Consider the following 12554-nt stretch of genomic DNA (forward strand, 5'->3'; position numbering starts at 1 on the left):
GTGGGAGACAAGATATCAGATTCCCGCAGGCAGAAGGCGAGATATCCGACACTCGTCACGGGACGCCTATCCTTCATCTGCGTTTTATTGTGGGCATTAACGCTCAAATCGGGCCCTGCGGGTCGCAGACCCTCGATCCTCGACAGCGGATCGCGGGTCGACAGCCCGGGACACCAGCAACGCGGCCAGCCCGGCCCGCGACGACACCCCCGTCTTGCGGAAGATCCGGGTCAGGTGAGCCTCCACCGTCTTGACTGTCACGTACACCTGGTCCGCCGCCTCGGCGTTGCTCGCACCGGCCGCCACCAGGCGGGCGATGTCCCACTCCCGCCGCGTCAGGGTCAGCTCCCCGCCCGCGGCCGCGGCCGGCAGACGGCCCGCCGCCCCGGCCGCGCGGCTCTGCTCGCCGGCCACCGAGCGGCGCAGCGGCGGGGAGTCGACCAGCTCCGCGATGCGGCGGGTCTCGGCGAGTTCGACCTCCGCCGCCGACCACTCCCGGGCCTCGCACAGAGCCCGCGCCCGCACCAACCGCGCCGACGCCTCCTCCAGCCTCCACCCCAGACTCGCGAACGAGTCCGCAGCCGCGGCGGCCAGCTCGGCGGCGCAGCGCGGATCCGCCTCCAGGGTCAGCCGCGCCCGGGCCGTCCGGGTCAACGCGCTCTGCCCCCGCAGCCCCAGCCGCTCGGCGTACCCCTCCGCCACGTCCAACCAGCGCCTGGCCTCGTCGCACCGACCGGCCTTGTGGGCCATCTCGGCCAGGGCCGAGGCCCAGCAGGCCCGGTTGGTCAGCTCGACCTGGTCGAGACCATCCCCGCCGCAGGCGCGCAGCAACGTCGCCGTCGAGCCGGCCCGGTCCCCGGCCAGGAAGCGCAGACGCACCGACACGCGCTGACTCGCCCCGTCGTACCAGTTCTCGCGGCGGGTGCTGGCGTCCAGCACGGCGGTGTCAGCCAGGTGGCGGGCCGCCTTCGGGCCGCTGCGCCAGGCCACCGCGATGGCCCGGTACGCGCGCGCCAGCGCCACCATCGGGTCGATGCCCATGGCGACGGCCACCTCCTCGGCGTCCTCACCCTCGACCCGGGCCCGGTCCAGGCTGCCCAGTCGGGCGGTCACCGCGCAACGGCCGACCAGCAGCCAGGGAGTCAGCGCCACGAGACCCGCGCGGCAGCAGATGTCCAGCGCGCGGTCGAAGTGGTGCAGGGCCGAGCGCTCCCGCTCGTGGAAGTATTCGGCCCAGCCCAGCAGGGCCAGCAGGTCCGGGTGCCGGGCAAGGTCGGTGTCGGCGAACGCGTCCACCTCGGACGACGCCCGGTCCAGCGTCTCGGGCGCCCGGATCCCACAGTCGGTGTACGCGGCCACGAACGACTGCACCACCGCCGCGGTGGTCGAGCTGACCGCCGAGCCGGTCCGCTCCGCCAGCAGGCTCAGACTCCGGGCGTGCTCGGCCGCGTCGGGCGCTGCACAGAGGGCGCCGGCGATCGCCGCCTCGACGGTCAGCAGGAACTGCGTGTGCGGCTCCACCCGCCCGTCCCGGTACGGCAGCAGCAGCGCGTACGCGTCGAACGGCCGACCCAGCAGGCGCTCCACCCGCGCCCGTGCGGCCACCGCCCGCAGCCGCTGGTCGCAGTCGGCGAGAGGGCGGCGGGTGAGTTCCTGTAACAGGGTGCGGGCCTGGCGCAGTTGACCCGCGCCGACCAGCGCGTCCGCCATCGCGAACTCCAGCCGCGTACGACGTGGCTCGGTGACCTCGGCGGCGGGCAGCAGCCGCTGGACGTTGGTCAACCACCGGATCGCGTCGAGCCGGGGCACGAGACCGCTCTCCGCCGCCTCGATCAGCGCGTCGGCGGTCGCCGGTTCGGCGCACTGCCCGCTGGCCGACAGGTGTTCGGCGTACCGGGTGACCGGATGCCCGAGCTCGCGCAGGACGCGGGCCGCCGTCGCGTGCAGGCGTCGCCGCCGGCCGGGGGACAACGCGCGGTACACCACGGTGCGGTCCACCTCGTGACGGAACCGCAGGGTCGACGCCTCGGTGGGGTCGGTCCGCAGCAGGTCGGCGGCCACCAGCGCGTCGAGCAGGTCGCTGGTGACCTCGGGGCCGCGATCGGCGAGCGCCGCGGCCAGCGCCGGCTCGAACCCGTCCGGGCACACCGAGACGGCCTCCAGCATCTGCCGTTGCTCGTCGGTCAGCGCGTCGAGGTCGAGCTGAACCGCGCCGGTGACGTCGACGGGCAGCTCGGCGGGCAGGCCCCGCAGGGCGGCGACCGGGCCGTCCAGGGCGCCCGGGCGGTACGCGAGGACGTAGCGGGGGACGCCGCCGGAGAGCACGTGCACCCGCTGGGCGGCGCGTCCCTCCACCAGCCCGAGCAGCGCGGCGACGCTGGCCGGATCCAACGGTGTCAGGGTGACCGCCCGACGGCTCAGGTGGATGCCGGCGGCGAGCGCGGTGGTCACGCACGACGGCATCTGCCGCGGCCGGTACGCGGTGACCCACAGCAGACCCCGGGGCGGCGCCTGCGCGAGCCGACGCAGCAGCGTGGCCGTCGCGGGTGACGCGCTGTGCAGGTCGTCCAGGAGCAGCAGCAGCGGCCCACCGGCGCGGACCGGCGCCGACGGCTCGTCGGTCAGCGCCGCGAGGGCCTGCCCGACCTGGTGGCCGTCGCGGCCGGCGGCGGCGAGCACCGGCACCCCGGCTCGTCGGGCTCGCGCGGCGACCTCGCGCAGCAGCCGCGTCTTGCCGGTGCCGGGGTCACCCACGAACTCGATCATGGCGGGTTGGCCGTCGCGGACCCCGGCCAGGGCGCGGTCGAACAGGTCGAGCGCGCAGTTGCGCCCGACCAGGGGGTCGAGAGGGTCGCCCGACGGCGGCGGGGCGAACTCCTCCTCGCTGATGTTCATCGGCGCTCCACGACGGGCGCCCGCGCGCCGCGGTCCACCGGCGTACGACATCGGTCGGTCGTGGTCGGACTCGGCCCGGCGGCGGCCCGACGGCCAGGTCGGACGCGAGAATGCGGCGAGTGTTGGCCCAGCTTCAACTGCCACCCCCAGGATCTGTCCCGTTCGGGCCTCTCGGCGTGCCCGATGCCAGCGGTGCCAATTGCTGGCGCTCGGGCGAGCGGCAGATGCAACTCTAGGTCCGCGCGACAAGAACTGCGATCGCGGGACCGGTTGGTCCTATTGCCGAAGAGAGCAAATGTTGCTGCCCAAAAACCGAAATAGGGGACTTGGTTCTTGACACAGCGCACACCGGCGGTTGCGTTGAGTTCACGACAATGTGGGGTTTCCCCTACTGTCGCATCGTTCCCCGTCGCTTAATGTCGACCCCGGCGGTGCGACGCCTTCTGGGGGGACTTCGGATGACCGTTCATTATCGATCCTATCTGGACAATTCGTCAGATGCGGAGGTGATGCTGAGCGAGCCGGAACGATGGCACGCATTTCAGTGTCTTTTGCCGCCGCGCGCCGCGGTGGCCGACGCGTTCCTCACCCGGGGCATCAGTCCGCTGCTGCACGGCCTACAGGCTGCCGGTGAGCTGTCCGCCTGGTCGTTCACCCGGCAGTCGCCACGGGTGGTCTGTCTGCACCTGCTCGGCAGCGCGCCGCGACTGCTGGCGGCCCGACTGGCGGGGCTCTGCGTGGCGGTCGGGGCGGAGGGGCCCGTGCACGTGCCGCACCTCGCCGCTCCGCCAGCGCGCGATCCACGGCTGGTCGACGTGGCCGTCGACCTGATCGGGATGACCCCGGGGCGGCAGGCCCGCCTCGGCGCCGCCGTGGACCTGGCGATGGTGGCGGCCATGCGCAACTGCCCCGCCCTGCGGGGCGACAGCGAGCTCGTCACGTCCGAGGCGGTGGCCGCCCTGCCGAGCGTCCGCTGGCAGCGGATCACCACCGCGCTCAAGACCGAACGCCACCCGCTGACCTGCTGGGCACACCTGCTGGAGGCGTTCCGTCGTGCACCGGGATACGAGGGCAGGATGACGTTCGACCTGGTCCACCTGCTGCACAATCAGCTCGGGCTCAGCACCCGTGACGAGCAGCGGGTGCACGCCGACCTGATCCGTTCGCTGTCGCGGCGCCGGTCCGGAGCGCGGCGGTCGCCCCGCTCGCACCTGGGCGTCCAGCATCCCGGGCCGGTCCGCCCGAAGAGGTGAACGACCGCGCGACCTGCCGGTCGGGGCCGCCGACCGACCGGCAAGGAGTCGACGTGATCGCGCAACGGCTGCGGGTCGCCGCCTACGCGGTGTGCACGCGGGACGAGCACGTGCTGCTCGCCCGCTTCGTGTCGGCGGACAGCTCGGCGTGCCACTGGACGCTGCCCGGCGGCGGGGTCGAGCACGCCGAGGACCCGTACGACGCCGTCGTCCGGGAGGTGGCCGAGGAGACCGGTTACCAGGTGCGGGTCGAGCATCTGCTCGGTGTGCACTCGCGGACGAGGTACGTGCCGTTGGGCGACGCCGATGCCGCCGAGCTGCACATGCTGGCCATCTATTACCGGGTGCGGATCACCGGCGGCGACCTTCGGCACGAGACGGGCGGCTCGACCGACCGGGCCCAGTGGACACCGCTGGCGAGCGTCGCCGAGCTGGAACGCTCCGTCGTCGTCGACGCGGGGCTCGCGTTGCATCGTGGCCTGCCGCCCAGCGGCCACGTGCCGCCGATCGAGATGAGCGAGCTCCTGCGGCACTGAGGTGTGCGGTGTTCCGGCGCGGGGCGTACGCCGGAACACCACGGGTGGAAAGTCAGCGCGCCAGCCACTCCCGGCAGGACGTCGGCGCGAGCACCGCGCCCTCCTTGGCGATCAGCGCGTCGCCGGGAGCGGCCGCGAACATGCCGGCGCTGTCGTCGGTGGTGACGGTGCGCTGGTCGCCGTGCGCGGCGAGGGTGATCCGGCCCAGTTCGTCGAGCCCGAACACGTCGGGGCCGGCGACGTTGCGGACGCCCCGCAGGGGGGCGCCCACGCTGACGTCGACGACGGCCTGGGCCACGTCGGCCGCGGCCATCGGCTGCACGGGGGTGCTGGGCAGGCGGACGCCGTTGTCGTCGGCGGTCCAGGAGATGACCGCGTCGATGAACTCGAAGAACTGGGTGGCGCGGACGATCGAGTACGGCACCTTGCCGGCCTTGAGGATGTCCTCCTGGAGCACCTTCGCGCGGTAGTAGGCCAGGTCGGGCACCTGGTCGACGCCGACGATGGACAGGACGACCGCGTGGCCGACGCCGGCGCGCTCGGCAGCGGTCAGCAGGTTGTCCATGGTCGTCTGGAAGAAGGCGGGGGAGGCGTCGTCGAAGGTCGGCGAGTTGGTCAGGTTGACGACGACGACGGCGTCCTTGAGCGCCTCGGGCAGACCCTGCCCGGTGAGGAGGTCGACTCCGGTCGACTGCGAGTGCGGTACCGCGTCGTGCCCGGCCGCCTGCAGGATCCGGACGACCTGGGACCCGATGAGGCCCGTCCCGCCCATCACGGCGATCTTCATATCCGTTCCACCTTCCCTGTCTGTTTTGTCCGCATGCCGCTACGGCACTTAACTCGGACTTCCTATGGGTGGAGTGGGCGCTGCACTGCTGCGTCGTGCTCACGGCCAGCAGCAGGCCCGTCCCGGCGGCCCGGCTCGCTGAGCTGCACGACGTCTCCGGCAGCTACCTGGCCAAACAGCTCCAGTCGCTGGCCCGCGCCGGGCTCATCCACTCCGTGCAGGGCAAGTCGGGCGGCTACGCGTTGACCCGCGCTCCGGAGAGCATCAGCCTGCTCGACGTGGTCCACGCCGTCGACGGGCCCGGCCCCGCCTTCGTCTGCACCGAGATCCGCCAGCGCGGCCCGCTGGCCAGCCCACCCGAGTCCTGCACCCGCGCGTGTCCCATCGCCCGCGCCATGTCCACGGCGGAGAAGGCGTGGCGCGAGGCCCTGGCCGGGATCACGATCGCCGACCTCGCCCGCGACGTGGACGTCGACTCCGGCCCCGAGGCCCTGGCCGGCGTCAGTGCCTGGCTCACCGGCGACCGCAGCGGCTGACCGCGCTCAGCCGGTGTGGCGTACCTCGGTGTCCCAGATCTGCGCCCACGGCCGCCGCAGCCCCCGGCACACGAGGATCGGGCCGCCGTTCTCGTCGTTGTCCACCTCGACCCGCTGGTCCACCCGCCCGGCGGGCGTGCACTCCTGGAACCAGGCGTTCAGCGCGTCGGGGCGCTCCCAGCCGACCACGATCGCCACGTCCGCGTCGGCGGGCGGGCGGCCGAAATCCACCATGCTGTTGTGCCCGGAGTACGCCCGGGGGAGCCCTCGGGCCGGCCCGTAGCGGGCGATCGCCCCGGCCTCTCCGTAGTTGCCGGTGAGGATGACCGCCCGCGAACGTTCCTGCGGCGGCAGGGCACGATGGACGGTGGCCACCGAGTCGGCGAACTCCGGCCAGCCGATGGTCTCGCCAGCGTCGTAGTTGACGTCGACCACGAAGCTGGGCAGCCGATCGGCCGGCAGCACCGGCAGCAACAGCACGACGGTGGGCAGCAGGAACGGCACCGCGAGCACCCCCCGACGCAGCCACGCCGACCCGCGCGAGGCCCGGGCGGCGCTCACCACCGCGCCCGCGGCGGTGAGCACGAGCAGCAGAGGCGCGTCGTAGTAACCCTTGCCGCCGGCCACCAGGACGATGCCGACCACGACCACCCAGGCCCACCCCACCGCGCGGTACGCCCGCCACGCCGGCCGGCGCAGCAGGGCGACGAGGCCGGCGATCCAGATCGGCACGGCGTACGGGCTGATGATGACGAACTGCAGGGTGAGCGCGTCGAGGCGACCGCTGTAGGAGCTGTCGCCACCGGAGATGGAGGCCGCCACACCGAGCTGCGGGAAGCCGTGCGCGGCCTGCCAGATCAGGTTCGGCGCGGCCAGCAGCACGGCGATCCCGGCGGCGGCGAGCACCCACTTGTCGCGCAGCAGCCGACGCGGCCCCGCGATCACCACACCGGCGAGCAGACCCACGGCCAGCAACGCGGGCAGCAGCTTGTTGAGCATGCCCACGCCGAGCACCAGCCCGAGCGCGAGCGCCCACCGGCTGTCCCCGGTGCGCAGCAGCCGCACCGCGCACCACGCGACGCCGAGCCAGACCAGCAGGTCGACGGTCGTGGTGCTGAGCAGGTGCCCGCCGGCGAGCACGATGCCGGACAGCGCGGCCAGCACCGCGGCGAAGGTCTGCCCGCCCCGGCCACCGCCCAGCTCGCGGGCGATGGCGGCGACCAGCAGGACCGCGACGCCGGCCAGCAGCGCCGACGGCGTCCGCAGCATCACCAGGTTGCCCGGCGCGATCGTGTCCAGAAGTCGGGCCAGCGCCGGGACGAGCGGGCCCTGGTCGACGTAGCCCCAGGCCAGGTGCCGGCCGCAGAGCAGGAAGTACAGCTCGTCGCGGTGATAGCCGTAGCGGCCGGCGAGCAGCAGCAACGTCACGCTGGTCGCGGCGGCGACCAGCCACGGGCCGAGCGCACGGGGACCGGGCTGCGGCAGCTCGGCCGGCGCGGACGACCGCGCCGGCAGGTGCGGTCGATCGGTGTCGATGGCGGGCTCGCTCACCGACCCATCATCGCCCGCGAAGCCGCCGCGTGGGGGCCCCGACGCCTGCGGATGCAGGTGGTCTGAGCAGGTGCGAAGATCAGCTTCGTAACTCGGACCGAGAGGACGACATGCGATACCGCACTCTGGGCGCCACCGGCACGGTGGTGTCGACCCTGTGTCTGGGCACGATGACCTTCGGCGCGGAGACCGACGAGGAGGGCAGCTTCGCCCAGCTCGACCGGTTCGTCGAGGCCGGCGGCACCTTCCTCGACACCGCCGACGTCTACTCCACCGGCGTCTCCGAGGAGATCGTCGGTCGCTGGCTGCGCTCCCGCCCTGACCTGCGCGACCGCCTCGTCATCGCCACGAAGGGCCGGTTCCCGATGGGCCCCGGGGCGAACGACGCCGGCCTGTCCCGCGTGCACCTCACCCGGGCCCTGGAGGCCAGCCTCCGGCGGCTCGGGGTCGAGGCCGTCGACCTCTACCAGGCGCACGCGTGGGATCCGCTGACCCCGCTGCCGGAGACGCTGCGCTTCTTCGACGACGCGGTCCGCGCCGGCAAGATCCGTTACGCGGGGGTCAGTAACTTCACCGGTTGGCAGTTGCAGAAGGCCGCCCTGCTCACCCAGCACCTCAACCTCACCCCGATCGTGACCCTCCAGCCGCAGTACAACCTGCTGGCCCGGGAGATCGAATTCGAGCTGGTGCCGGTCTGCGAGAACGAGGGCATCGGCATCCTGCCGTGGTCGCCGCTGGGCGGCGGCTGGCTGACCGGCAAGTACCAGCGCGACACCACGCCCACCGGCGCCACCCGCCTCGGCGAGAACCCGCAGCGCGGCGTCGAGGCGTACGCGGGTCGCAACGCCGAGGAGCGCACCTGGCGGGTGCTCGACGCGGTCCGCCAGGTCGCCGGGGAACACGGCGCTTCCATGTCGGCGGTGTCGCTGGCCTGGCTGGCGGCCCGACCGGCGGTCACCTCGGTGATCCTCGGCGCGCGGACCACCGACCAGCTCGACGACAACCTGACCGCCGCCGACCTGGTCCTCGACGCCGAGCAGATGCGGCTGCTGGACGAGGCGAGCGCCCCGCTGGTGGGCGACTACCCGTACGGCGGCGCGGGTGTGCGCCAGCGCGGTCGTGACCTACCGACCGGCTCATGACGGCGTTCCCCGAACCCACCACCCCGGCCGGCAGCCGCACCGAGGTCTTCCTGCGCTACCTGGATTACTTCCGGGAGTCCGCGGTGGCCAAGGTGTCGGCGCTGGCGGAGCCGGAGCTGCGGCGCAGCCGGCTGCCGTCCGGATGGACCCCGCTGGAGCTGCTCACGCACCTGCGCCACGTCGAGCTGCGCTGGATCGAGTGGGGTTTCGAGGGTCGGGCGGTCGCCGAGCCGTGGGGCGACCGCCGCGGTGACCGGTGGTACGTCGCCCCCGAGGAGACCCTCGCCGACCTGGTGGCGGCGCTGCGCGCGCAGGGCGCGCACACCAGCGCGGTGGTCTCGGCGCACGACCTGGCGGAGATCGGCGCGCCGGGCCCGCGCTGGGACGGCGCCGACCCGGCGTCACTGGAACGGGTGCTGTTCCACCTGGTGCAGGAGTACGCCCGCCACCTCGGCCACCTCGACGTGGTCGCCGAGCTGGCGGGCGGCCCGACCGGAGAGTGAGGCCGCCTGCTCGATAATGGACCGATGCCGCTGCTCGTCGCGCCCGCGCTGCCCGCCGGAAGCCTCGCCGCCCAGGAACAACCCCACCTCCCGGTACGCCCCGGGCTGACGCTGCGGCCGTGGCGCGACGACGACGCCCCGCTCGTGCGGGCGGCGTTCGACTGCCCGGCGATCCAGCGCTGGCACGTTCGCAGGCTGGACAGCGACGACGAGGCGCGGGCGTGGACGGCGCAGTGGTCGGCCCGCTGGAGCGCCGAGACCGCCGTGAGCTGGGCGATCGTCGAGGACGACGACCGGCCGGTCGGTCAGGTGGGGTTGCGGCAGGTGTCACTCGCCGAGGCGTCGGCGGACGTGTCGTACTGGGTGCTGCCGGCCGCGCGTGGCGCGGGCGTCGCCACCGAGGCGCTGCTCGCACTGACCCGGTGGAGCTTCGCGGCGGGGCTGCACCGGCTGGCCCTGGAGCACTCCACCGCCAACGCGGCGTCGTGCCGGGTGGCCACGCGGGGCGGCTTCGCCCTGGAGGGGGTGACGCGCGAGTCGGTGCGCCACGCCGACGGCTGGCACGACATGCACCTGCACGCCCGCCTGGCTTAGCGGGCTTGCGCCCAGCCGACGAAACGCGGGGTCAGGTCGGGCAGCGCCACGCCGGGGTTGAGCGCGGTGAGGTCGGCTTCGGCCTCCTTCTGGATGGTCGCCAGGTGCGTCAACAGGCCGGGCCGATCCTCGCGGTACTCGCCGAGCAGGCGCAGCTTCGCGGTCGAGCACGGCCAGAGGATGCCGCAGACCGGGCAGCGCCACGACGGGCGCAACGGGGAGTGCGTCGACTTCCTGGCCTTTCCTTCGGTGTGTGGCACGGGTCCTCCTCCTGGGTCGGCTGTTGGAAGCGGGGCCGCTTCTGGTCGCGGAAGCGGCCCCGCCACGAACGCGTCCGCCGGGTTCGGGTCCCTGCCGGCCGCGCCGTCGATACCCCACTTTGCCGGGAGTCTCTGGACAACCACACAGCGTTACGTAATCTCCTTGGCGCAGCCCATTTGCTCCCAGGGAAGGGACGGCATGAACCACGCGTTTGTCGCAGCGCTCGCCGAAGCGGGTCACACCGCCGAGAGCCTCGCCGATCGGATCGGTGTGCATCCGAAGACCGTCGCCCGGTGGGCGAACCCGGGCCACGTTCCCCAGAGTCGACACCGCGCGACCGTCGCGGAGCTGCTGGCCCGCGACGCCGAGGCACTGTGGCCGGACGCATTCCGGCGCCGCGAACCGGTGTGGTTCCGACCCTGGGTCGACCTCGAACGCGAGGCGCTGACGCTGCGGTCGTTCCAGCTGGCATGGGTGCCGGGTCTACTCCAGACCGAGGCGTACGCGCGGGCGACCCTGGCCGGCGGGGTCCTGACGCCGGACGCGGTCGACGAGTTCGCCGGGGCGCGGATCAGCCGGCAGTCGATTCTCGACCGGGAGAGCGACGGTCCGCTGCTCATCGCCCTGCTCGACGAGGGGGTGCTGCGCCGGCGCGTCGGCGACGACCGCGCGTTGATGGCGGCGCAGCTCACGCACCTGCTCGGGTACGTCGAGACGGACACCGTCCAGCTCCAGATCGTCCCGGCGGACGCGCCCAGCTACCCCGGGCTCGACGGGCCGTTCACCATCGCCGACCTGCCGGACGGCTCGCGGGTCGCGCACGTCGACAGCGCCGCGCAGGCGCAGATCCTCGACCAGACATCGGAGCTTGTTAGCCTGGAGCGGCGGTGGGAGCGCATTCGCGGCGAGGCGCTGCCCCGGGGGCGTTCCCTGGACCTTCTCAGAGAAGCGGCGGCATCATGGACCTGACCGACGCGCGGTGGCGCAAGAGCACGAAAAGCGGCGGCAACGGCGGTGACTGCGTCGAGGTCGCCGACAACCTCCCGGGCGTGGTCCTCGTGCGCGACACGAAGGATCGCGACGGCGCGACGCTCACGTTCAGCCCGCAGTCGTGGCGCAGCTTCGTCGCCATGGCACGCGACGCCCGCTGACCGTCCACATCGCACGCGGGGCTCCCGGCGGCGCCGGGAGCCCCGCGCACGGCCGGCCCGATCTGATCAGCGCACGCCGGCCGGTTCGGCCGGTTGCGGTTGTGGGGCCGCCGGCCAGGTGAGCCGGCGTACGCCGGGCACGAGCGCGGTGCCGGCGCAGGAGGCGAGGACCAGCAGGCCGGCGACCGCCAGGGGTACGGGCGCGCCGAAAGCGTCGGCGGCCAGCGGCGCCAGCGCGTAGCCAAGCGGCATCGCGGCCAGCGACACCAGCCAGTCGTACGAGGTGACCCGGGCCAGGACCTCCGGCGGGAAGTGGTGCTGCACGACGGTCTCCCAGACCGGGTTGAGGTAGCCGAGGGCGGTCAGCGCCACGGCGTACGTCACGATCACGGCCGGGGCGGGCGCGGCGACGGCGAGCAGGAACAGCGGCGCGGCGTAGCTGGCGAGCCCGAGGTTGGCCAGCAGCACCGGCCGGCGGAGTCGGACCCGCCCGGCCAGCAGCGAGCCGGTGAGCATGCCGACCGCGCCGGCCTGCAACAGCAGCACCCACGTCGCCTCCCCGCCGAGGCGGTTGATGGCGACGGCCGGGCCGAGGGTCATCAGCACGGCGGCGGCGCCGTTCCACGCGCCGTGCCCGAGCAGGCTGGTCCAGAACCAGTCGCGGGCGCGCACCTCGCCGAAGCCGTGCCGCAGGTCGGCGAGGACCGAGCGGCGGGGCACCGGCACGTGTCGGACCCGGACCAGCGCGAGCAGGGCCGCGCTGAGCGCGAACGACGCGCTGTCGATCACGAACGCCCAGCCGGGCCCGGCGGCCCAGATCAGCGCGCCGGCCAACGCCGGGCCGAGCAGCCGGCTGGCGTTGGCGGTGACTCCCATCAGGGCGTTGGCCCGTTGCCGGTCGGCGGGCGCGACGGTGCCGGCGACCAGGGGAGACGCGGTCGGGATGGCGAACGCCGACGCGGTGCCGCCGAGCGCGGAGGCCACCACGACGGTGGTCAGCGACACCTCGCCGCCGAGCAGTTCGACGCCGATCGCGAGTTGGGTCGCGCAGCGGACCAGGTCGGTCAACAGGGCGACGCGTCGGGCGGCGAACCGGTCGGCGACGACGCCGCCGAGGGGCAGCAGAAGCAGCCGGGGCACCATCGCCGCCGCGAGGACGACGGCCAACGCCCCGGTGGAGCCGGTGGCCCGCAGCACGGCCAGCGCGAGCGCGGCGGGCACCACCGCGTCCCCGACGGCCGAGACGGTACGGCCGAGGAACAGCAGCCGGAAGGAGCGGGTGCGCAGGGGGTGAGCCATAGCCGCAACCTACTTCGACACCGAACCTTTCGGCAATGAATATTTC

Annotated in this window: 13 protein-coding genes; 8 read left to right on the forward strand and 5 right to left on the reverse strand. The window is 73.5% G+C overall.

What is annotated here, in order from left to right:
- Positions 1–96 precede the first annotated feature (96 nt).
- The gene (locus tag ACFYPH_RS24025) at positions 97–2895 is read right to left on the reverse strand and encodes a LuxR C-terminal-related transcriptional regulator (RefSeq protein WP_387184741.1); all 2799 of its coding nucleotides are present in this window, start codon (positions 2893–2895) and stop codon (positions 97–99) included.
- Positions 2896–3464: 569 nt separating this feature from the next.
- Here ACFYPH_RS24025 and ACFYPH_RS24030 point away from each other — a divergent pair.
- Together ACFYPH_RS24030 and ACFYPH_RS24035 are read left to right on the forward strand one after the other, a co-directional pair.
- The gene (locus ACFYPH_RS24030; RefSeq protein WP_387184743.1) at positions 3465–4148 is read left to right on the forward strand and encodes a hypothetical protein; all 684 of its coding nucleotides are present in this window, start codon (positions 3465–3467) and stop codon (positions 4146–4148) included.
- Between the two features lie 53 nt (positions 4149–4201).
- Positions 4202–4684, forward strand: a complete 483-nt coding sequence (locus ACFYPH_RS24035; protein WP_354855256.1) for an NUDIX domain-containing protein — start codon at positions 4202–4204, stop codon at positions 4682–4684.
- A 52-nt stretch (positions 4685–4736) separates the two neighbouring features.
- Here the strand turns inward: ACFYPH_RS24035 and ACFYPH_RS24040 are convergent, their stop codons facing one another.
- On the reverse strand, positions 4737–5471 hold the full coding sequence (locus ACFYPH_RS24040) for an SDR family oxidoreductase (protein WP_387184747.1): 735 nt from the start codon (positions 5469–5471) through the stop codon (positions 4737–4739).
- Positions 5472–5539: 68 nt separating this feature from the next.
- On the opposite strand from ACFYPH_RS24040, the gene ACFYPH_RS24045 reads away from it, so the two are divergent.
- Positions 5540–6007, forward strand: coding sequence for an Rrf2 family transcriptional regulator (locus ACFYPH_RS24045; RefSeq protein WP_355138853.1), 468 nt, complete (start codon positions 5540–5542; stop codon positions 6005–6007).
- 6 nt (positions 6008–6013) lie between these two features.
- On the opposite strand, the gene ACFYPH_RS24050 is transcribed toward ACFYPH_RS24045, so the two are convergent.
- On the reverse strand, positions 6014–7558 hold the full coding sequence (locus ACFYPH_RS24050) for a glycosyltransferase family 39 protein (protein ID WP_387184750.1): 1545 nt from the start codon (positions 7556–7558) through the stop codon (positions 6014–6016).
- A 110-nt stretch (positions 7559–7668) separates the two neighbouring features.
- Between ACFYPH_RS24050 and ACFYPH_RS24055 the strand changes: the two genes are divergently transcribed.
- The 3 genes from ACFYPH_RS24055 to ACFYPH_RS24065 are packed head-to-tail and all read left to right on the forward strand — an operon-like array spanning position 7669 to position 9797.
- Entirely contained in the window at positions 7669–8700 is a 1032-nt protein-coding gene (locus ACFYPH_RS24055; RefSeq protein ID WP_387184753.1) for an aldo/keto reductase, read from the forward strand.
- Positions 8697–9203 (forward strand): DUF664 domain-containing protein, encoded by a 507-nt coding sequence (locus ACFYPH_RS24060; RefSeq protein WP_387184756.1) that lies wholly within the window; start codon positions 8697–8699, stop codon positions 9201–9203. The genes ACFYPH_RS24055 and ACFYPH_RS24060 overlap by 4 nt, the downstream gene beginning before the upstream one ends.
- Before the next feature lie 24 nt (positions 9204–9227).
- Entirely contained in the window at positions 9228–9797 is a 570-nt protein-coding gene (locus ACFYPH_RS24065) for a GNAT family N-acetyltransferase (RefSeq protein ID WP_355138845.1), read from the forward strand.
- On the opposite strand, the gene ACFYPH_RS24070 is transcribed toward ACFYPH_RS24065, so the two are convergent.
- Positions 9794–10057: a flavin reductase gene (locus tag ACFYPH_RS24070; protein ID WP_355138843.1), complete on the reverse strand. Its 264-nt coding sequence runs from the start codon at positions 10055–10057 to the stop codon at positions 9794–9796. The genes ACFYPH_RS24065 and ACFYPH_RS24070 overlap by 4 nt on opposite strands.
- 199 nt (positions 10058–10256) lie before the next feature.
- Here ACFYPH_RS24070 and ACFYPH_RS24075 point away from each other — a divergent pair, with 199 nt between their 5' ends.
- Entirely contained in the window at positions 10257–11027 is a 771-nt protein-coding gene (locus tag ACFYPH_RS24075; protein ID WP_355067573.1) for a Scr1 family TA system antitoxin-like transcriptional regulator, read from the forward strand.
- Positions 11018–11209 (forward strand): DUF397 domain-containing protein, encoded by a 192-nt coding sequence (locus ACFYPH_RS24080; protein WP_354855266.1) that lies wholly within the window; start codon positions 11018–11020, stop codon positions 11207–11209. Before ACFYPH_RS24075 ends, ACFYPH_RS24080 begins: the two co-directional genes overlap by 10 nt.
- 66 nt (positions 11210–11275) lie before the next feature.
- Here the strand turns inward: ACFYPH_RS24080 and ACFYPH_RS24085 are convergent, their stop codons facing one another.
- Positions 11276–12508, reverse strand: a complete 1233-nt coding sequence (locus ACFYPH_RS24085; RefSeq protein WP_387184760.1) for an MFS transporter — start codon at positions 12506–12508, stop codon at positions 11276–11278.
- Positions 12509–12554: the final 46 nt, after the last annotated feature.

The organism is Micromonospora sp. NPDC005252 (assembly GCF_042872475.1).
Lineage (GTDB): Bacteria > Actinomycetota > Actinomycetes > Mycobacteriales > Micromonosporaceae > Micromonospora.